Annotated in this window: 24 protein-coding genes; 19 read left to right on the forward strand and 5 right to left on the reverse strand. The window is 42.9% G+C overall.

Annotated features, from left to right (window positions below; genetic code table 11):
* Positions 1–40 precede the first annotated feature (40 nt).
* Both JZ784_RS06515 and JZ784_RS06520 read left to right on the forward strand, forming a co-directional pair.
* The gene (locus JZ784_RS06515; protein WP_346314301.1) at positions 41–1,156 is read left to right on the forward strand and encodes an NADH:flavin oxidoreductase/NADH oxidase; all 1,116 of its coding nucleotides are present in this window, start codon (positions 41–43) and stop codon (positions 1,154–1,156) included.
* Positions 1,157–1,282: 126 nt separating this feature from the next.
* Positions 1,283–2,221 carry an AEC family transporter gene (locus tag JZ784_RS06520; protein WP_346314302.1) on the forward strand — a complete coding sequence of 313 codons (939 nt, stop codon included), beginning with the start codon at positions 1,283–1,285 and terminating at the stop codon, positions 2,219–2,221.
* A 101-nt stretch (positions 2,222–2,322) separates the two neighbouring features.
* Here JZ784_RS06520 and JZ784_RS06525 read toward each other — a convergent pair whose 3' ends face one another.
* Positions 2,323–3,129, reverse strand: coding sequence for a tetratricopeptide repeat protein (locus JZ784_RS06525; protein ID WP_346314303.1), 807 nt, complete (start codon positions 3,127–3,129; stop codon positions 2,323–2,325).
* 373 nt (positions 3,130–3,502) lie between these two features.
* On the opposite strand from JZ784_RS06525, the gene JZ784_RS06530 reads away from it, so the two are divergent.
* The gene (locus JZ784_RS06530) at positions 3,503–3,748 is read left to right on the forward strand and encodes a hypothetical protein (protein ID WP_005007855.1); all 246 of its coding nucleotides are present in this window, start codon (positions 3,503–3,505) and stop codon (positions 3,746–3,748) included.
* A gap of 58 nt (positions 3,749–3,806) precedes the next feature.
* Here JZ784_RS06530 and JZ784_RS06535 read toward each other — a convergent pair whose 3' ends face one another.
* Positions 3,807–4,127 (reverse strand): protein tyrosine phosphatase, encoded by a 321-nt coding sequence (locus tag JZ784_RS06535; RefSeq protein WP_346314672.1) that lies wholly within the window; start codon positions 4,125–4,127, stop codon positions 3,807–3,809.
* Between the two features lie 124 nt (positions 4,128–4,251).
* Here JZ784_RS06535 and JZ784_RS06540 point away from each other — a divergent pair, with 124 nt between their 5' ends.
* On the forward strand, positions 4,252–5,436 hold the full coding sequence (locus JZ784_RS06540) for a PQQ-dependent sugar dehydrogenase (RefSeq protein ID WP_346314304.1): 1,185 nt from the start codon (positions 4,252–4,254) through the stop codon (positions 5,434–5,436).
* A 219-nt stretch (positions 5,437–5,655) separates the two neighbouring features.
* Here the strand turns inward: JZ784_RS06540 and JZ784_RS06545 are convergent, their stop codons facing one another.
* Positions 5,656–6,390: a DsbC family protein gene (locus JZ784_RS06545; protein WP_346314305.1), complete on the reverse strand. Its 735-nt coding sequence runs from the start codon at positions 6,388–6,390 to the stop codon at positions 5,656–5,658.
* Between the two features lie 137 nt (positions 6,391–6,527).
* The gene (locus JZ784_RS06550) at positions 6,528–7,250 is read right to left on the reverse strand and encodes a folate-binding Fe/S cluster repair protein (protein ID WP_346314306.1); all 723 of its coding nucleotides are present in this window, start codon (positions 7,248–7,250) and stop codon (positions 6,528–6,530) included.
* Between the two features lie 237 nt (positions 7,251–7,487).
* Between JZ784_RS06550 and acnD the strand changes: the two genes are divergently transcribed.
* The 15 genes from acnD (at position 7,488) to JZ784_RS06625 (ending at position 18,298) form a co-directional block, all read left to right on the forward strand.
* Positions 7,488–10,106: a Fe/S-dependent 2-methylisocitrate dehydratase AcnD gene (acnD, locus tag JZ784_RS06555; protein WP_346314307.1), complete on the forward strand. Its 2,619-nt coding sequence runs from the start codon at positions 7,488–7,490 to the stop codon at positions 10,104–10,106.
* Between the two features lie 148 nt (positions 10,107–10,254).
* On the forward strand, positions 10,255–10,476 hold the full coding sequence (locus JZ784_RS06560) for a hypothetical protein (RefSeq protein ID WP_346314673.1): 222 nt from the start codon (positions 10,255–10,257) through the stop codon (positions 10,474–10,476).
* Positions 10,477–10,496: 20 nt separating this feature from the next.
* Complete coding sequence (locus JZ784_RS06565) at positions 10,497–10,730, forward strand: hypothetical protein (RefSeq protein WP_346314308.1); 234 nt, start codon at positions 10,497–10,499, stop codon at positions 10,728–10,730.
* A 227-nt stretch (positions 10,731–10,957) separates the two neighbouring features.
* Complete coding sequence (locus tag JZ784_RS06570; protein ID WP_346314309.1) at positions 10,958–11,377, forward strand: hypothetical protein; 420 nt, start codon at positions 10,958–10,960, stop codon at positions 11,375–11,377.
* Between the two features lie 525 nt (positions 11,378–11,902).
* Positions 11,903–12,037 (forward strand): hypothetical protein, encoded by a 135-nt coding sequence (locus JZ784_RS06575; RefSeq protein ID WP_005007869.1) that lies wholly within the window; start codon positions 11,903–11,905, stop codon positions 12,035–12,037.
* Between the two features lie 151 nt (positions 12,038–12,188).
* Positions 12,189–12,629 carry a hypothetical protein gene (locus tag JZ784_RS06580; protein WP_346314310.1) on the forward strand — a complete coding sequence of 147 codons (441 nt, stop codon included), beginning with the start codon at positions 12,189–12,191 and terminating at the stop codon, positions 12,627–12,629.
* Positions 12,626–12,781, forward strand: coding sequence for a hypothetical protein (locus tag JZ784_RS06585; RefSeq protein ID WP_346314311.1), 156 nt, complete (start codon positions 12,626–12,628; stop codon positions 12,779–12,781). Before JZ784_RS06580 ends, JZ784_RS06585 begins: the two co-directional genes overlap by 4 nt.
* A 91-nt stretch (positions 12,782–12,872) precedes the next feature.
* On the forward strand, positions 12,873–13,451 hold the full coding sequence (locus tag JZ784_RS06590) for a DUF4126 domain-containing protein (protein WP_346314312.1): 579 nt from the start codon (positions 12,873–12,875) through the stop codon (positions 13,449–13,451).
* Between the two features lie 58 nt (positions 13,452–13,509).
* Positions 13,510–14,214, forward strand: coding sequence for a hypothetical protein (locus tag JZ784_RS06595; RefSeq protein WP_346314313.1), 705 nt, complete (start codon positions 13,510–13,512; stop codon positions 14,212–14,214).
* 173 nt (positions 14,215–14,387) lie between these two features.
* Positions 14,388–14,594 carry a hypothetical protein gene (locus tag JZ784_RS06600; protein WP_005007875.1) on the forward strand — a complete coding sequence of 69 codons (207 nt, stop codon included), beginning with the start codon at positions 14,388–14,390 and terminating at the stop codon, positions 14,592–14,594.
* Positions 14,595–14,628: 34 nt separating this feature from the next.
* A complete protein-coding gene (locus JZ784_RS06605; RefSeq protein WP_346314314.1) occupies positions 14,629–14,868 on the forward strand; it encodes a hypothetical protein in 240 nt (79 codons plus the stop codon).
* Complete coding sequence (locus tag JZ784_RS06610) at positions 14,865–15,107, forward strand: DUF6868 family protein (protein WP_346314315.1); 243 nt, start codon at positions 14,865–14,867, stop codon at positions 15,105–15,107. The genes JZ784_RS06605 and JZ784_RS06610 overlap by 4 nt, the downstream gene beginning before the upstream one ends.
* Before the next feature lie 39 nt (positions 15,108–15,146).
* Positions 15,147–15,851 (forward strand): DUF1003 domain-containing protein, encoded by a 705-nt coding sequence (locus JZ784_RS06615; RefSeq protein WP_005007880.1) that lies wholly within the window; start codon positions 15,147–15,149, stop codon positions 15,849–15,851.
* A 690-nt stretch (positions 15,852–16,541) separates the two neighbouring features.
* The gene (locus JZ784_RS06620; RefSeq protein ID WP_346314316.1) at positions 16,542–16,988 is read left to right on the forward strand and encodes a hypothetical protein; all 447 of its coding nucleotides are present in this window, start codon (positions 16,542–16,544) and stop codon (positions 16,986–16,988) included.
* A gap of 644 nt (positions 16,989–17,632) precedes the next feature.
* Entirely contained in the window at positions 17,633–18,298 is a 666-nt protein-coding gene (locus tag JZ784_RS06625; RefSeq protein ID WP_005007884.1) for an RluA family pseudouridine synthase, read from the forward strand.
* 12 nt (positions 18,299–18,310) lie between these two features.
* On the opposite strand, the gene JZ784_RS06630 is transcribed toward JZ784_RS06625, so the two are convergent.
* Entirely contained in the window at positions 18,311–18,451 is a 141-nt protein-coding gene (locus JZ784_RS06630; protein ID WP_018572682.1) for a hypothetical protein, read from the reverse strand.
* Positions 18,452–18,707 lie beyond the last annotated feature (256 nt).

Here is an 18,707-nt window from a genome sequence, read left to right on the forward strand (position 1 = left end):
CACTAAAGATTAGATCAAGCAGGGCAGTAAGGAGATTTGCATGGCGTTATTATTTCAGCCTATTCAATTTGGCCAGTTGCAATTGAGCAATAAAATTGTGATTGCGCCGATGTGTCAATACTCTGCCAATGAACAGGGTGAGCTGACGTATTGGCATGAGCAGCAATGGGCGAATTATGCGCTGTCCGGTGCCGGGCTGTGCATTGTAGAAGCGACTGCAGTGCAGCCGGAAGGGCGCATCAGTTATGCAGATTTGGGCCTGTGGAATGATTTGCAGCGTGCGCAGATGAAAGCGCTGCTGGCGAAAGTGAAAAGCCTTTCACCGATGCCGTTCGGCATTCAGCTGGCGCATGCAGGGCGCAAAGCCTCGACCGATAAGCCTTGGGATGGCCGCGGCCAGCTGGCGCCTGAACACACGCAGGGCTGGCAAACAGTTTCCGCCAGCAATCTGCCGTTTCATCCGGCGGATCATGCGCCGCATGCGCTGACGGCAGATGAAATTAAGACAGTCATTGCTGATTTTGCAGAGTCTGCCAAGCGGGCTGTAGATGCCGGTTTTGATTTGATTGAATTGCATGCAGCGCATGGCTATTTGCTGCATCAATTTATGTCGCCGCTGTCAAATCAGCGCAGCGATGAGTATGGCGGCAGCTTTGAAAACCGCATCCGTTTGACGCTGGAGGTATTTCAGGCCATGCAAGACGCGGTGCCTGCCGGCTATCCCATTGGTGTGCGTTTATCTGCGACAGACTGGATAGATGATGCGGACAGCTGGGATGTCGAGTCTACCGTGGGCTTATCGAAAGCTTTGGAACAATTCGGTGCAGCGTATATTCATGTGTCCAGCGGCGGGCTGCATATTAAGCAGAAAATTGATCTGCATGCAGGCTATCAAGTGCCATTTGCCGCCGCGGTTAAACAAGAGCTCAGCATTCCAGTCATTGCTGTAGGCTTGATTACGGACGCTTTGCAGGCGGAAGGCATTCTGCATTATGAGCAGGCGGATGCCATCGGCCTTGCCCGCGCAATCCTGTATGATCCGCGCTGGCCTTGGCATGCCGCTGCCGAACTGGGAGAAACAGTTGCAGTGGCGCCGCAGTATTTACGCTGTCAGCCGCATGGACTGCGCGATTTATTTAAGCCTTTTGAGCGCTAAGATGTTTTGAACACTCAATTTCTTTTTATGCCGCTTTTGAGTGCCCGCTATCGCGGGAAAAAGTGGCTGTTCAAAATGATCAAAGCCGCTGAGCGGTGATTAATTACACGTTATAAGGAAGATGCCGTGCTGGCGAATGTGCTGTTGCCAATTTGCTTGATTGCGCTGCTGGGGTACTGGGCGGTCAGAAGCGGATTTATCGCCTCAGGGCATATTCAGCCGCTGAGCCAGTTTGTTATGAAGGTGTCTTTGCCGGCTTTTTTGGTGCAGGCGCTGGCCAGCAAAAACTTAGCGGAAATTTGGCATCCGGCCTATTTCATTGGCTATGGCGGCGGTTCTTTGCTGATGTTTGTGCTGACATACCTGCTGTACCGGAAATTTTTCATCCAGTCGATGACCCATGCCAGTGTCTTGGCCATGGGCGCATCCATGTCCAATACCGGTTTTATCGGTACCGCGATTTTGACCCTGCTGCTGGGCAGCCATTCCGCTGTTTATCTCTCCTTAACTTTAATTATTGAAAACCTGCTGATTTTGACCTTGATGCTGCTTTTGGCAGAAAGAGGGCAGCACCTGAGTTTGCCTCAGCAAGGCGCTGTATTTAAAATTCTGCTGAAACGGCTGCTGCAGAATCCTGTGATCCTTGCGATTTTAATCGGCCTTGGCTGTGTCTTGCTGCAGCTGAAATTGCCCAGCGCTGTTGTCCAAGCGCTGGAAATGCTGGGAAAAACAGCTTCGCCTTTGGCGCTGTTTGTCATTGGCGGCAGTTTAGCCGGCATGAAGCTGAATGCGATAAATCTGCAAAGCATGGCTTTGGCAGCTTTGAAAGTCGTGCTGATGCCATTGATGATTTTCAGCCTGCTGCGGCTGCTGAATGCCAGCTCAGAAATGCTCTTTGTCGGCACATTGCTGGCGGCGCTTCCCATGCCAGTCGCTTTCGGCATCTTCGCGCAGCATTACGGTTTAGGAGAAAAGGCTTTAGCGCCGCTGGTGCTCAGCACGATTATGGGGTTTATTGCCGTTGCCGTGCTGCTGTCGCAGTCTGCACGGTTTATTCCGCTGTGATGCTGCGTGCAGATTTAACCTCCGCAGCCTGTCCCTTGCATAAAAAAGCCAAACGTTAAATGTTTGGCTTTTTACTGCTTAGGATTGAAAAAGAAGGCTGATCAGCTCTTTTTTGCCGCTGGCTTAGGGGCCTTGGCTTGCTCTGCAATCATTTTGTTGACGGTTGCTAAAGACTCTTTGGCTTGCGGCACATTCTCTTTGGCTAAAGCGGTGAAGATTTTTTGCGCTTCCGTTAAGTTCTGCGGAATGATATTGCCGTTGGCAAACATATTGCCCACTGCCATCAGCGCAGGGATGTAGCCTTTTTTAGCCAAATCCTGAATGCTGTTCAGGCCTTGCTGAATGGGCTTTTCATCTTTGTTTTTAAAGCCGGTGCTGATGTCATATAGCGCTTTGGCATGTATCGCTTGAAAGTTGCCTTTTTTCACTAAAGGATCGAGTTTCGCCAAGCCGGCTTTGTCGGATTCAGGCTTGTTTTCAGAGAACAGCAGCACGGCTAAATCGATGCTGGCATCATCAAAGCCTTGTGAAGAAGCCTTTTCAAGATATTGTTTAGCTTTGACAGGATCAGCCTTTAAGCCCATTGAACCTGCAATATAGTTTTTGCCTAAAACATAGTTTGCTACCGGGTAGCCTTTGTTTGCAGCTTGCTCGTACAGCTCAATCGCTTTCTTCTCGCTTTTGGCTGTGCCTTGGCCCGTTTGCGTTAAGTAACCTAGATTATAAATCGCTTGCGCATTGCCTTGCTTTGCCAATTTTTCTAAAGCTTGGTAAGCGCCGGTCAGATTCTTTGCTTTCACCATCGCTTCAATTTTGGCAAATTCAGGATCAGTGCTGTTGGCTGGTGCTTCAGCTAAAGCAAATTGAGAAGAGAGTGCAATTAAGCCTGCGAATAGAATTTTTTTCATTTTAAACCTTTTTAATACAGCAGCATAAATCCATTTATGTGTCTGAGCATATTCATGTGTAGTAACCGTATATCTCATCATAATTAGAATTATGTGAAAGTAAATATGCCTTTTGTGAAATATTCCAAGCGGTCAGCCATTGTGCAAGCATGCTGATCAAAAAAATGCATGATCAATGCAAAATCTTCAGGCATTGGCATGCAGGCTGTGCAGATGGCTTGAAATGCAGTCCGATGGAATATGAACCTTGGCATTTTCAATGTAAAGCCCGAGGATGAGCTGATTATGAATTTTTACGTTTTATTTTAAACGGATTTGCTTTTCATTGTGTTTTGAGGTAAATCTGCGCTGCATTAAATGAAAGAGCAGATGAATGTTTATTAAAGGCATTAAACGCAATTATGACAAAATCAATCAAGATGACAGCATTGCGCATGAAGATAAGATTGATGCTTTGCTGATGAAGCTTGGCGGCGAGTATTTGGTGAGCAAGGAAGACCGCGTGTATATCTTTGAAAAAGAGGGCGTGACGGCAAAATTTGACGCCAAGCATGCGCGGGATTATTCATTTAAAGATTATTTATGCAAAGACATGAATAAGCTGTTTCATGGGTTTTAATTAAACCTGACTTGAAAGATGGCGACTGAATATTTCGCGTCAACATCATTTTATAGATTTAATCGAGATAATGCTGCATGGATTGTTTGAGTATTTCGATTAAGTCTTCATCCATATATTGATAGTCATCAGGAATATCTAAAACAATAATTTTCTTATATGACAGCTCTTTATGAAACTTTTCTTTGATCCATGTTTTATGTTTCTGTTCCATGACACAAATACAATCTGCCCAGGCAATATCTTTAACGGTTAAGCTATGTTTTGCATGACGGCTTGTCCCCGCAGAACGCGTATGAATACCGTAACCTGCTGCAAAAATACGCTCTGCTGTTGGACTGCGCCATTGGTTGCGGCTGCAAATAAAAAGATAGTTAATACTGATTTCTCACAATTTATTGTTTGTTGATGATTATTTTTAAATATATTTCAGCCAAAAAAGATTTAATTTATATAACATAAATAGAAGCTATTTTCATAAGATGAATCGAGACGGATCTAAAATGATAAAAATACTGTCAGCTTTATTCTTAAGTTTAGCCTGCTCAATGGCAGGTTTGGCAGGGCAGCCAAAACTTGTTCCTCATCCAATACACTTGAAAAATGGAAAGCAATTTTCTTTCAATCTTCCATCCAATTATGACATCATTCCTGCGGCTGAAGGCCTAAAACGAGTGCGTTTTTTTGCTAAAGCGCCGGATGGCAGAATGTTTGTCACGGATATGCATGATTTGTCCGACAACGAAAAAGGCAGTGTTTATATTTTGGATGAATGGAATGCTGAAACCGGAAAATTCGGTAAAATCATTCCTTATATGACGGGGTTGAAGAACCCAAATTCAGTGCAGTTTTATACAGATGCCCAAGGGCAAGATTGGCTATATTTAGCTGAGACTCATCAGCTTACCCGGCGGAAATTTAGCCAAGGTGAAACTAAACCCGCGGCCAAAGCTGAAGTTTTAGCCAATTTCCCTGATTATGGCCTCAGTTATAAATATGGCGGCTGGCATCTCACACGAACCATTGCAGTGGGCGGAAACGGCAAGATTTATGTATCCGTGGGTTCAAGCTGCAATGCGTGTGCCGAGAAAGAACAAGTTCGTGCGGCTGTTTTGGAAATGAATCCGGATGGTTCGGAACAAAAGATTTACGCCACAGGCTTGCGCAATGCCGTCGGTTTGAAATGGATTGGAAAGTTTTTATTTGCGACCAATCAGGGATCAGATCATTTAGGTAAAAGTAAGCCTGATGAAACGTTTTATGCGCTGAAGCGTGATGCCGATTATGGCTGGCCGTCCTGCTATTCATCCAATGGCAAGATTTTTGCTGATCCTAAATTCAAACGCGCCTCAGGCTGTAAAAATGTGCCAGCTCCCTATGCCTATTTTCCATCACATTCATCAGCGCTCGGTTTTGATTATTTTGACCATCCAGACACAGATGAGGTCATCAAAAATTCTTTTTTAGTGGCTTTGCATGGTTCTACGGATGAAGCAATTGGGCATGGCTATAAAATTGCGATTATGCGCAAAGGGCAAAAACTTGAAACTTTTATGGATGGTTTTTTAGCGGGTAAAAAAGTCAATGGACGCCCTGTAGATATTTACCGGATTGATGCAAACTCCTTTTATTTTTCGGATGATCGGGGTGGTGTGGTTTATTATGTGAGGAAGAAGGTGCCTTTCTAACTTTTTGAGTTTTTCTAAAAATTCAGGAGAAAGAGCATGGCTGCAGATGCGAATAGTCAGGTGAAATGGAGTGGTATGAGATGCTGATCCATGGTTCTATTGAGCAGTTGTATTGTTATGTTTATTCCACTATTTATATCAGGCATAAATAAAATTAAGAATTTATGTTCTCAAATTTTATAGGGCATTTCCCTTCAAAAACACCCTATAAATTATGTATTAATTTAATTGTACTTTTTTGGGGGTAATAAATTCTTCGAATTCTTCTTCAGTCTCAAGACCCGCCATTCGCTGCCCGAGTGAATTAAAAACAGTGGGGGTAATTGAGATATTCAGTTTTTTAGCCAAATCCATATTTTGATCAATTGGATTGCTGCAATCAGTAGATTGCTGTTTTGGTTTTTTCTCCTCAATTAAATACTCTTTCCATACTTTTAAAGGCTCTTTAGAGCACCAGATTTTTTTTGCCGTTGTTAATGCGGTTGGGTGCAGGTGAGTTAATGCAAATGGAAAAGTGTAAATAGTCATATTATCCATTTCTTCGAAAGCACTTTGAAATGCTTGGCAAGCAGGGCAGTCCGGATCTGCAAAAACATAAATGACATGTTTCCCATTTCCCTTTACTTCTTTAAAAGCTTGATTCAGCGGGAGTTGCTTGGGGTTTATTGCATAGTGTTTTTGATAAATGGCATTGGTAATGTTCGATTGATTATTGATATCTAAAATTTTTCCTTTAATCAAATATTTGCTTTTAGCATCCATCATAAATGTGCCCCGGGCATTCGATAAGGCATACAGTCCTTCAACTGGGGTCTGATCGATAAACTCAGGCTTTAATTCTCTAGGAAATTGTTGAGCAGCTTGATTCATTTTGTCGAGATCATCTGCAAAGCTGACTGAACTGCCTAAAACCAGCCAAGTCAGGATTGGTGCTAAAATAGTTAATTTTTTCATAATGTTTAATTGTTGATATTTTTATAAATATTTACAGAGTTGATAACAAAGTACAAGCTGCATTGAAAAGATTTAGTCATTAAAAAAGCCCCTAAACTTAGAGGCTAATCTATCACAACAGTCTAAAATTTATAGACTTAAGCAGGTCGAGCCACATCACCGCTCAAATACTCAGGCAATGCTAAAACAGTTACGCCTAACTCTTTCAAAGCGTCAGGACGGGCAACCGCAAGTGCAATAAAACCGCCCTCAAAAGCCGCGCTATTCACCACTTGAACGCCTTTATTCAACTGCTCACCCAAAGCAGGCACATCGCCTGAACCCTGAATTGCATGCAGCCATGCTTTCGGTTTGGCTTTAAACCATAAACGCGCAATGACTTCCTGACCCAGATAGCAGCCTTTGTCATAGTGAACGCCTTCACGCTGATGCAGGCGCAGTTCTTGCGGCTGGAACATGCCTTCAGTTTTTTGGCTGATGAATGCTTGACCGTTTTGAATGGCAGACACTTCCCAAGCAGTAATATCAGTCGTTTCTGCTGAAAAAGCAGTCGTATCGTCAATCAGTGCCGGGAAAACTGAACCCGCGGGTTCAAGCTTCATTTTAGAGAACGCGCCGTACTTTTTAATGTGCTTGGAAAACTCGTCGGCCTGATCGGCAGTAGTGACAATTTCAAAATGTTCTGGATTGACCTTTTTTAGCCACAAACCGAAGTGAATGCGGCCTTTCAGGTCACAAATTGCGGTATAGCGCGTGGTATTTTCGGCCAATGCTTCGGTATTTAAAGTGACTTGTCCCTGCAGGAATTTTTGCGCATCGGCACCGATTAAAGTGAATGAGGAGAAGGCTAAATCGCTCATGAATTGCTCGCTTATCTATCATCTAATACTAAAGAATTAGGCCTATTTTCCGCTATTTTTCAAAAAAAATCATATTTAGAGCAAATATCCCAAAGTTAATGTAACTAAATATTTCAAAACCCCCTATTTTTATATCTAAGTTTATGAAATTTAAACGATTTGGGAAATGGCTTTTCGGCAGTGTAGTATTCAGAGCATTAGACATGCAGAACAAAATGATGCAAGAGGCACAGCGCAATGAATAACAACTACCGTAAACCCCTGTCAGGCACCCAGCTCGAATACTTCGATGTGCGTCAAGCCGTAGAAGACATCCAGCCAGGCGCATACGCAAAACTTCCTTACACCTCAAAAGTATTGGCTGAACAATTGGTGCGCCGCTGTGACCCAGCCATCCTCGAACAGTCTTTAAAAGAATTGATTAACCGCAAGCAAGACCACGATTTCCCTTGGTATCCTGCACGCGTAGTGTGCCATGACATCTTGGGGCAAACAGCGCTGGTCGACCTTGCCGGTTTGCGTGATGCGATTGCAGACCAAGGCGGAGACCCTTCGAAAGTCAATCCCGTGGTGCCAACGCAGCTGATCGTTGACCATTCTCTTGCTGTCGAGTTCGGCGGTTATGACCCAGATGCCTTTGAGAAAAACCGCGCCATTGAAGACCGCCGCAATGAAGACCGTTTTCACTTCATCGAATGGACCAAAACAGCCTTTGAAAATGTCGATGTGATCCCTGCTGGCAACGGCATTATGCACCAAATCAACTTGGAGAAAATGTCTCCAGTGATTCAAAACCGTGGCGGCATTGCATATCCAGATACCTGTGTCGGAACAGATTCACACACACCGCATACCGATGCATTGGGTGTGATCTCGATTGGTGTCGGCGGTTTAGAAGCTGAAAATGTCATGCTCGGCCGTGCGTCTTGGATGCGCCTGCCAGATATCATTGGTGTGGAATTTGTCGGTCAGCGTCAAGCAGGCATTACCGCAACAGATATCGTTTTGGCATTGACTGAATTCTTGCGTAAGGAGCGCGTAGTCGGTGCATATTTAGAATTCTTCGGTGAAGGCGCAGACAGCATGTCGGTGGGGGATCGTGCGACGATTTCCAACATGACGCCTGAATATGGCGCAACTGCGGCAATGTTCTATATTGACCAAAACACCATTGATTATTTAACGCTGACTGGCCGTGAAGCGGATCAGGTGAAACTGGTTGAACGCTATGCCAAAGAGATCGGTCTTTGGGCGTCCGACATGACCCAAGCGGAATATCCGCGTGTACTCCGTTTCGATCTTTCAACGGTAACACGCAACATTGCAGGGCCATCCAACCCGCATGCGCGTGTATCAACGGCTGACTTAAAAGCCAAAGGCATTGCTGGCAATTTAGACGCGGCACTTGCGCAAGAAGCGGAAGGCCTCATGCCAGATGGCGCCATCATCATTGCCGCCATTACTTCTTGCACCAATACCTCTAACCCGCGTAATACTGTGGCAGCAGGCTTGCTGGCGCGTAAGGCGAATGAGCTGGGTCTAGTGCGCAAGCCATGGGTGAAAACGTCATTTGCACCGGGTTCTAAAGCGGCAGCGCTGTATTTGGAAGAAGCAGGCGTACTGCATGATTTAGAAAAACTCGGCTTTGGCATCGTGGCGTATGCATGTACCACGTGTAACGGGATGTCAGGCGCGTTAGATCCAAAAATTCAGCAAGAAATTATTGACCGTGACCTGTACGCAACTGCGGTGCTTTCAGGCAACCGCAACTTTGATGGCCGTATCCATCCTTATGCAAAACAAGCGTTCTTGGCTTCACCACCATTGGTTGTGGCCTATGCCATTGCAGGGACAATCCGTTTTGATATCGAAACAGATGCATTGGGCAATGACAAAGACGGCAACCCTATTTACCTGAAAGACATTTGGCCGTCTGATGAAGAAATTGATGCTTTGGTCAAAGTTGCGGTTAAGCCAGAACAGTTCAAAAAAATCTACATTCCAATGTTTGATTTGGGCGTGAATGAAAAAGCTGCGAGCCCGCTGTATGACTGGCGCCCGAAAAGTACATATATCCGCCGTCCGCCGTATTGGGAAGGGGCTTTGGCTGCACCGCGCACATTGGCCAATATGCGTCCGCTGGCGATCTTGGGCGACAACATCACTACGGATCATTTGTCACCTTCGAATGCGATTGTGTTAGACAGCGCTTCGGGTGAATACCTGAAAAAAATGGGCGTGCCAGAAGAAGACTTCAACTCTTACGCAACGCACCGCGGTGACCACTTGACCACACAGCGTGCGACATTTGCCAACCCGAAACTGTTTAATGAAATGGTGGTTCGTGCTGACGGTACGGTTAAGCAGGGTTCTAAGGCGCGTGTTGAGCCTGAGGGCGAAGTGATGCGCATGTGGGAAGCGATTGAAACCTATATGAACCGCAAGCAGCCGCTGATCATCATTGCCGGTAAAGACTATGGTCAGGGTTCAAGCCGTGACTGGGCTGCTAAAGGTGTGCGCCTTGCAGGCGTTGAAGCGATTGTGGCGGAAGGTTTTGAGCGTATTCACCGTACCAACTTAGTGGGTATGGGTGTGCTGCCGCTTGAGTTTAAAGCAGGCACTGACCGTAAAACTTTAGGTTTAGATGGTACTGAGCTGTATAGCGTGATTGGCAATATCGCGCCGCGTTCGACTTTAACTTTAGTGATTGAGCGTGCGACGGAAGACGGTAAGAGTGAAATTGTTGAAGTGCCTGTAACCTGCCGTCTAGATACGGAAGAAGAAGTGTCTGTATATGAAGCGGGGGGGGTATTGCAACGCTTTGCACAGGACTTTTTGGAAGGGAATGTGGCTTGATGTAATTCTTTAAATCCACCCCAACCCTCCTTTCTTAAAGGAGGGAGTTCCCCTCTTTTTAAAGAGGGGCTAGGGGAGATTAAAGTTGTTGAATTTGATTAAAAAACGCTCTAATGTGGATTGGGGCGTTTTTTTATTTAGGGGTATTATGGAAATTTATAAAGATATTAATAATGATTCTAATGTAACGCATTACGAGGTTGGAGATATTTACATTAGAGTCAAATTTAATGGAACAGCTAAAATTTATACTTACAGTTATTATGGAAAGGCAGGAAAGTTTCACGTAGATAGAATGAAAATTTTAGCTTCATCAGGAGATGGGTTAAATTCTTATATTAATCGAAATGTTAAATACTTATATGATTGAAATAAAAGAGAAAACGATTAATGGATGATAAAAACTTTGGAACATGGCTAAATAATCTTACAGAAGCTCAAATTAAAGAAATTAATGATAAACAACACGAAGAGCACATACGTCAAGTGAGTGCTTTTAAAGCTGGTTATCAGAATGAACAATGTTATTTATGTGGTAAAGATTTTAAAACAATTAGTAAAGAGCAGGCGTGTCTACATTGGTTATTACGTCGAGGTAAATTTAAAAAAATGATTTCAAATTGATTTATACAAAATTTGGTTATCATAATATTGCATCTTTTTTAAGATAGTGCGCGAATCAAGAAAAATTATTATCTAATATTAATGATTTAGAAAGCGAAAGATCCGATAGGAAAGTTTTATTATCGACTATTAAATGGAAAAATATTGAATGGACATTTGATTGTTCACAAAATGATGCTAAAGGGCATAAAGGCAGCCAAATTGAATATCCACATTATCATTTTCAAATGAGAATTGATGGCAGGCCATTTATAAATTTTAATGAATTTCATGTGCCATTTTCAGAAGAAGATTTGGCAATATTAGATTTAAGAGAGAATCATAAAGTTGTGCAAAATTTTGGTGCAGCAGGTTCTGGTATGCAAGATGCTGTAACTGTTGATCCTGAGAAAGTCGTTGAATTAGCATCTCCTACAGAAAGTGAAGAAGATGCAACCTATCACTTTTCTACTTTGGTTGATATGAGTGAGCATCCAATTTCAGGAGATGAGCTTTATGACATTCAGATGGAAGCTAAAGCACAAGGAAAATCTTTTACTTACATGTTGAAGAAAAAATTAGGTGACCGAGTGAAAATACAAACTGTTATTAGTCCGGCAGAATCGATTCCAGATATTGCTGTAAGAACAGAGCATAAAAGAAGGTAGGGTATGCATGAAGACATGCTGGCTTATATTTATAGAAAAAAAATACTCAAAAATACCTATCATAGTATATATATCAAAACTGCTGGAGTAGTACTTTGACTACCGCAAAAGTTTTTATGAAAGGTGCAGTCAAGCCATTTGTTTACCTAAAGAATTTCGCTTTGAAGGAAAAGAAGTTGAAATTTTCGCAGTAGTGATGAAGTTATACTGCGTGAAAAACCTGTCACAGCAAATCAGCTATTTAAAGTTTTGGCGCAAATGCCAGAAGACTTTTATGCAGAAAGAAGAGTGGATGAACCACTGCAGGAACGGGAAGAGTTCTGAAACAGATAAAAAAGTATTTCTACGCGTCGAAGGGCTGCAAGTAGAAAACTGACTCACCAAATCTCTGTAGAGTAGCCAAAATTTCCATTCGAAATTATTTATTGCAATTATGCCATTATCATTTGTCGAAATGATCAATAGACAATCATCATAAGAGGGTTATACTGGTTCTACCATTTCTAAAACACATGGAGAACAAAAATGGTTACTGCAGGCTCTATCCCTGGAACAGGCTTCTATTTTTGTGTTCAGTGCGGCAAACGCACATACTTAGAAATTGGTACAGACCGTTTACCCCCGTGTACCAAATGCCATGGCACTGAATTTAAAAAATAAATTTGCCAAAGCAATATATTTAAAACAGATAATCCTGTTTTAAATATAAGCCCCGTCACAAGATGGGGCTTTTTTGTTGGTGAAAAACTAAAGAACTTACACTAACACTTTGTTATATTAAATATTATTAAAAAATAAATCTTAAAGTAGTATGACAGAAAACTTAGAAAATGCTTTGACAACAGCTTTTCAACTGGCAAAAAAGAAATGTGATAAGCATGAGAACAAATGTTTCAGTCTAAATATGTCTGATGGAAAAAAGCATAATGACCGGAGTAAGGCTTGGATAAAATTCTTAGCAAGAGAGCTTTTGAAAATGACTCAGGCATCCCATCCAATTACAGATGAAGATATCTTATTTCGAAGTTTTTATCGAAATAATTCTAACAAAGTGACAGCTGAAATTTTTAATCTAAACGAATTTCTTTTCGATATTGTAATTGCGCAAATGGTTGAAATAAATTCTGCAAGTCATTCAAAAGTAAAAAAACTTCAAGCAATTAAATATGGAAAATGGATCGTAGAGAGTGAATTTCAGATTAATAATTCAAGAGCTTTATCGCTAAATCTGAAAATAAGCTATTTATTATGAGTCATAGTAATAAAAATACGATGAAAAATTGGGTCATCAAAACAGCCAAGGAGCTTATGGATACAGAAAATGAAAATGTTTATTTGGCTGTTGTTCCGCACCCTCAAGATTGGACAATCAAAGATAAAATAGAAGTTGAAAAAATTACCTAAGGGAAAAATTGAAGTTTATGTAAGTGCCTTTTGCTAATTTAATCATCATAAATAACGATAAAATAAAAGCCAGACTGCTAGAGGACATCACATGGAAACAATACTCGGACTTTGTATCGGTATAGGCTTAAGCGCTGCCTGCGGCTTTCGTGTCTTTGTCCCACTCTTGGTCATGAGCATGGCATCACTTATGGGCTGGTTTGAGCCCATGAAAGGCTTTGAATGGCTGGCGATGCCATCGGTCTGCATTGCATTAGGCTTTGCGACATTGTGTGAAATTACCGCTTACTATATCCCTTGGGTAGACAATGCCTTAGACACCATTGCGACGCCTGCTGCGATGGTCGCAGGAACACTGACCACGATGGCGGTCAGCAGCGGGGAAATGTCGCAATTTGCCAGCTGGGCGGCAGCCATCATTGTCGGCGGGGGTACGGCAACGGCAGTGCAAATGAGTACCGTTGCCGTGCGTGGATTATCTACCGCAACCACAGGGGGCATTGCAAATCCAGTGGTTTCTACAGGAGAATGGATCAGCGCATTTTTACTGTCTATTTTATCGCTGATTGTCCCGGTGCTGGTGGTAATTGTGGTTTTAATCATGGTGGTGTGGGGCGTGCGCTGGCTTAGACGCAAAAAGCAAGAAAGCATCAGCCGTTCTACAGTCTAAAGCGCCATTTCAGGCTTAAGTATTTATTTCAACACGGATGACGATGTTAATAAAAACCATGAAACTTAAATTGATGACAGCAATGATTGGCCTTTCTGCTGCCTTGTTTGGTTCGCAAATCACCTTGGCTGCAGCAGAACCACCCACGGCAGAAGACATTCAACTGCAAAAAGATGCGATCAAATACAAAGCTTATATCCCTGCAAAATACGTGCTGTCTGACGCCATTCACGGTGACCTCAATAAAGACGGTGTTCAGGATTTAGCCTTAATCGTCAAAGCGACAGACCCAGCGCAGTGGGTCAATCATGAATATCGAGGAAAGCTTGACCGCAACCGCCGCGGCATTATTGTGTTGCTTCATGAAAAAGGCGGATATAAAAAATTGACGCAAAACCTCTCGGCGTTTTCTTCGGAAAATGAAGAAGGGGGCGTGTATTATGCGCCTGAATTATGGATAGAAATAAACAAAGGCTTGCTGAATGTTCACTATGGCCATGGGCGTTATGGCTATTGGAATTACAGCTTTAGACTGCACAATCAGGATTTGCGCTTAATTGGCTATGACAGCTCCAGCAATCATGGGCCATATATCAACAGTCAAACCAGCATCAACTTTTTGACCGCGAAAAAAGTCTATCGAGAGAACCAAAATGAAGATGTGGAAGCCGATCCGCGCTTTAAGGAAACATGGTCAAAGATAAAAACTCCGCCTATTTATCTTTCAAAAATTCAAGATTTTGATGAGCTGAGTTTCGAATAGTGCCCATTTGTTCAGATAGCTTGGAGTGTGCAGAAAGGCCGGTGAAATAAAACAGCAGCAGTGATTGATTTTTGTTCAATAAAGGCATAATTTTATTATGGAATTAAAACCATAATTTTTATATGGGTTTATTCGTTGCCGAACTTAAAAAAAATTAATATGGGGACTGCTGCATGATTAAATTTATTGTCGATGAAAACGCTTTGCCGAATGGCGCACACAAAATTCATAATGCCTCGCAGGGCTGTGAAGACCTGCCAAAATTTGATGACCAGATTTTAATTGGCTATTTTGCCGACTTTAAGCTGGCGTATAAGCGGGCCAGAATGAATTGGCCGGCCGAGAAAGTGGAAGGCTGCAGCAAGTGCTGCGAAGAATAGCAATATATTGAACATAGGCAATTAAAATTGGCCTGTGCTGATTAAAAAAATTCAGGAACGCACAGGCCAACCGGTGCAAGCGCCGATGTTGACGCAGGTTTTTTCAGGCTTCAATAATCTAAAGCAAAATCATGCTGAAGCTGAATCTCCAGAAAATCATCTAGCGCACAGCCGGCAGGCCCGTGCGGCGTTTGAAGGCTGTAAGAAAAAACAGCAGTCCCGGCATAAAAAGATTAAAATGACAGCAAGGATCTTCAGCGGAGAATTGCCATGAATATCACACAGCTCTGTGACTTTCTGCTGTATTGCATGCTGTTCAATTACATTATCTTAATGATTTGGTTTATCGCATTTATTTTTGCCAAAGACTGGATGAAACAGGTGCATGGGCAATGGTTTAAACTCAGCGATAGGCAGTTTGAAGCAATTCATTACGGCGGCATGGCGGTGTATAAAATCGGTATTTTATTGCTGAATCTTGCGCCGTATATCGCATTAAAATGGATGCAGTAAGGTGAAATTTATCCTCATCGGGTTTGAGCAGGGAATGGAATGAACGGGAAAACAGAATACCGGACGTGCTTGGTGTGCAAAAAGAATGATCTGTCAAAAAAGCTGATTCCGATGGGAACGGTGCGCAAAGTCATTACCGAGGAAATTGCCAAAGATTTTCCGGCTTGGAGCGTGCAGGACTATATTTGCCAGGCCGATTTGACCAAGTACCGCATGCAGTATGTGCAGTCTATTTTGACTTCGGAAGAGGGGGAGGTCTCCAATTTAGAATATGAAGTCATTCACAGCATGCAGCAGCATGACCTGATCAGTAAAAATGTTGAAAATAAGCTGGATCAGCGCTGGAGCTTTGGCGAGCGGCTGGCAGACAAAATAGCCACTTTTGGCGGCAGCTGGGCATTTTTAATGTGCTTCGGCGCCTTTTTGGTGCTGTGGATTTTGGTGAATACGGTCGCCATGGTCAATCATCCCGCAGATCCCTATCCTTTTATTTTGCTGAATTTAATATTGTCTTGTCTGGCGGCGATACAGGCGCCCATCATTATGATGAGTCAAAACCGTCAGGAAGCCAAAGACAGGATGCGTTCCGAAAATGATTATCAGGTCAATTTAAAGGCTGAGCTGGAAATCCGCAATCTGCATGAAAAAATTGACCATCTGCTGATGCACCAATGGGACAGGCTGGCCAAAATTCAGGAAATTCAGCTGGATTTGCTGTCAGAAATGAGCAAAAAGAAAGAGTAGCGGCAAGAAAGATGCAAACTGAGGCTGATTATTTGAAAAAAATTCCTGATAAATGGCCTTAGTGCGCAATAAAAGTCTGATAAAAATAGCCAAAAGGGAAAAAATACTTTGAATTGTACCTGCTGCGGAAAAAAATCCTAAAATTGATGGAAATTGCCGAATCTTCGGAAATTAATCCCTGATGGCATTGGCTACTATAGATCTCAAGGGTGTGACAGAGATCGAAAAGAGCAGCATGCTGTGCGGGCGCAAAACGCGAGAGCAGTACTTACCCAAAAGGTCTCGATTCGGCTTAGGACGCTATAGATCACAAGTTTATAGGCTATAAGATCATGACTTACCGAGTCAGGATAGTTGAAGTAAACGATTCCGTTTTCTCTTACACCGCCCTCAAAAATCCGCAAGACTGCAGAAAAAATAAATCTGCTTTTCCATTTTCAATGATCAATTCTTCTTTTCATGTGTGCCGATACGGCCATTCTTCCTGATGAGAAGCGCGCAGCGCTGCTTGTAAGCTAGTTCAACTGTAAACCTTTTGGTCTATCAATCTTTTTGAATTTAATGATATTTGTGTCACGCATTGTGCTTTTTTATTTTTATGGGTTTTTATTCATCATTTAAGAACAAAATGAGAGTGCCGTTAAAACTATTGGTAAAATTTAGACAGAACATCATACAGGCAGAATAATAATGACCGCATATGATTTGGAAATCAGGCACCCGCACCATCATTCGGATGATGAAGCAGAGTTTTTTGAAGAAATGTCTGCACAAGAAATCATGGAAAAATTTAATGCGATGAACTGGAAGCAGCTGCAGATTTTAATGCTGCAGATGCGGGGCGGGAAAGCCGAATTTACTGTCACAGACAATACGCAGAATTTGGCCGTTCAAATCAGCTTGATTGAAATGCCGGAAACTGAGGCGCTGACTTTTAATTTTGAAAGCGATATTGAGGTCAGCGTAGAGCAGTCTAATTTATTTGGCTTTTTAAAATACAGTAAAGCAGTTGATGTTGTATTTCAGGGTTTGAATTTAGCCGCTGCGCGTCATTTGCTGGATGCCTTTACGCATCAGGAACTGGATGTCATCCGCAAGCTTTATTTACAGCCTGACAAGACGTCCGCCGCTGAATAGGCTGCAATTAAGATATGGCTAGGCTGTTCGCCAAGGCGCTGAAAACTGTCATGGAGATTCAATTATTGCAGCTGATTTTCTAGAAGTCTGCATTGAATAAAATTCCTTTAATAGCTATGTATTTGCATAAAAAAAATGCTTTATAGCTTAATGTAGGAAATATTTTTCAATCTTTGGTGAAATCTGGGAAAAATTCTCATAATGCGCAGAAATTCTGCGGTTTCAGGGAAACAATCCCGCAGCCTGTTCATTACTATAGATCTCAAGGGTGTGACAGAGATCGAAAAGAGCAGCATGCTGTGCGGGCGCAAAACGCGAGAGCAGTACTTACCCAAAAGGTCTCGATTCGGCTTAGGACGCTATAGATCACAAGTTTATAGGCTATAAGATCATGACTTACCGAGTCAGGATAGTTGAAGTAAACGATTCCGTTTTCTCTTACACCGCCCTCAAAATTCCGTTCTAATAAAATAATAAAAACAATAAAGATAGCCGCTTTTTATTTCAATCCGCTCATCGTTTCATTTTCAGCCCAACTTAAAACCGCCGATCCAGCATTGCTGAATGCGGAATCTGTTCCAGACATTGACACATGAAAATGCAGTTGCTATGTTGCGCCAAAATTTTCCCAGTATTGCAGCGCTATGCCCTTAGACGACAATTTTATCTATATGCCTCCGCAACAGCCGCTGATGATTGTCTATGAAGATGATGATCTGGTGGTGATTGATAAGCCCGCAGGGCTGCTGTCTGTGCCGGGGCGGCTGCCTGAGCATCAGGACAGCGCTTATCTGCGCGTGGTGGAGAAATTTCCGAATGCTAAAATTACCCACCGCTTGGACATGGCAACCTCAGGCATACTGATGTTTGCCAAGCACCGCGATGCGGAAGTGGCGGTCAGCAAAATGTTTCAGGCGCGGACGGTGAAGAAGAATTATATTGCTTTAGTGCAAGGCCGGCTGGAAGGCGCAGGCAGCGTCAATGAGCCGTTAATTACGGATTGGGAAAACCGGCCGCGGCAAATGGTGCATTATGAATTGGGCAAGCCTGCGCAAACGCTGTATCAAGGGCTGAGCTATGATGATGCGCAAGCGGTCAGCCGTGTGCTGCTGACGCCGATTACAGGCAGATCGCATCAGCTGCGGGTGCATATGATGCATATTGGCCATCCTATTACAGGCGATAAAATTTATCATCCGAATGCTGCGCAGAGCCCTTTAAAGCGCATGGCGCTGCACGCCAGCTCTTTGGCTTTTATTCAGCCTTTGAGCGGGAAAGCCGTCGAAATTAATGGCAATGTACCGTTTTAAGAACAGTGGAAATTATTCAGGCTTCAGCTGCGCAGTTTGCCTTGGCGAATGCGCCGAGAACGGCAGACGGCAGGCGCTTGGAATGATTGTGTTGCTGGCGCGGCCCAGCAGGCAGTTGGATGCCTGATCCTGCTGCCGCGCAGAAAATAACACTAAAAATGAAAGACAATTAAAATGAAAACTTGGCTAATATCAAATATTTATAAAATCAGTTTTTGTTTTTCAAAATATTTCCACTTAAACAAAGCAGCTTCAGCAATAATAAAAAAGACAATAAAAAAGATACGCTTATTTAAGAATCATGGCGCTTGTCCGCTAATCGTATTTTACCGCTCAGCTGTTGAAAGCTTATTCAGGATCGCCTATTCATTATAAAGAAAAGATCATCTGCATAAATGAACGCAAGAGG

This window comes from Acinetobacter sp. CWB-B33 (assembly GCF_039655955.1).
Lineage (GTDB): Bacteria > Pseudomonadota > Gammaproteobacteria > Pseudomonadales > Moraxellaceae > Acinetobacter > Acinetobacter bouvetii.

Bases quoted from the DNA above. Each gene is read 5' to 3' on its own strand.
- JZ784_RS06530 (WP_005007855.1), top strand. From the start codon at position 3,503: ATGTTTATTAAAGGCATTAAACGCAATTATGACAAAATCAATCAAGAT.
- JZ784_RS06585 (WP_346314311.1), top strand. From the start codon at position 12,626: ATGAGTCATAGTAATAAAAATACGATGAAAAATTGGGTCATCAAAACA.
- JZ784_RS06625 (WP_005007884.1), top strand. From the start codon at position 17,633: ATGCCCTTAGACGACAATTTTATCTATATGCCTCCGCAACAGCCGCTG.
- JZ784_RS06575 (WP_005007869.1), top strand. From the start codon at position 11,903: ATGGTTACTGCAGGCTCTATCCCTGGAACAGGCTTCTATTTTTGTGTT.
- JZ784_RS06600 (WP_005007875.1), top strand. From the start codon at position 14,388: ATGATTAAATTTATTGTCGATGAAAACGCTTTGCCGAATGGCGCACAC.
- JZ784_RS06560 (WP_346314673.1), top strand. From the start codon at position 10,255: ATGGAAATTTATAAAGATATTAATAATGATTCTAATGTAACGCATTAC.
- JZ784_RS06525 (WP_346314303.1), bottom strand. From the start codon at position 3,129: ATGAAAAAAATTCTATTCGCAGGCTTAATTGCACTCTCTTCTCAATTT.
- JZ784_RS06545 (WP_346314305.1), bottom strand. From the start codon at position 6,390: ATGAAAAAATTAACTATTTTAGCACCAATCCTGACTTGGCTGGTTTTA.
- JZ784_RS06550 (WP_346314306.1), bottom strand. From the start codon at position 7,250: ATGAGCGATTTAGCCTTCTCCTCATTCACTTTAATCGGTGCCGATGCG.
- JZ784_RS06565 (WP_346314308.1), top strand. From the start codon at position 10,497: ATGGATGATAAAAACTTTGGAACATGGCTAAATAATCTTACAGAAGCT.
- JZ784_RS06580 (WP_346314310.1), top strand. From the start codon at position 12,189: ATGACAGAAAACTTAGAAAATGCTTTGACAACAGCTTTTCAACTGGCA.
- JZ784_RS06610 (WP_346314315.1), top strand. From the start codon at position 14,865: ATGAATATCACACAGCTCTGTGACTTTCTGCTGTATTGCATGCTGTTC.
- acnD (WP_346314307.1), top strand. From the start codon at position 7,488: ATGAATAACAACTACCGTAAACCCCTGTCAGGCACCCAGCTCGAATAC.
- JZ784_RS06515 (WP_346314301.1), top strand. From the start codon at position 41: ATGGCGTTATTATTTCAGCCTATTCAATTTGGCCAGTTGCAATTGAGC.
- JZ784_RS06615 (WP_005007880.1), top strand. From the start codon at position 15,147: ATGAACGGGAAAACAGAATACCGGACGTGCTTGGTGTGCAAAAAGAAT.
- JZ784_RS06595 (WP_346314313.1), top strand. From the start codon at position 13,510: ATGAAACTTAAATTGATGACAGCAATGATTGGCCTTTCTGCTGCCTTG.
- JZ784_RS06620 (WP_346314316.1), top strand. From the start codon at position 16,542: ATGACCGCATATGATTTGGAAATCAGGCACCCGCACCATCATTCGGAT.
- JZ784_RS06540 (WP_346314304.1), top strand. From the start codon at position 4,252: ATGATAAAAATACTGTCAGCTTTATTCTTAAGTTTAGCCTGCTCAATG.
- JZ784_RS06570 (WP_346314309.1), top strand. From the start codon at position 10,958: ATGAGAATTGATGGCAGGCCATTTATAAATTTTAATGAATTTCATGTG.
- JZ784_RS06590 (WP_346314312.1), top strand. From the start codon at position 12,873: ATGGAAACAATACTCGGACTTTGTATCGGTATAGGCTTAAGCGCTGCC.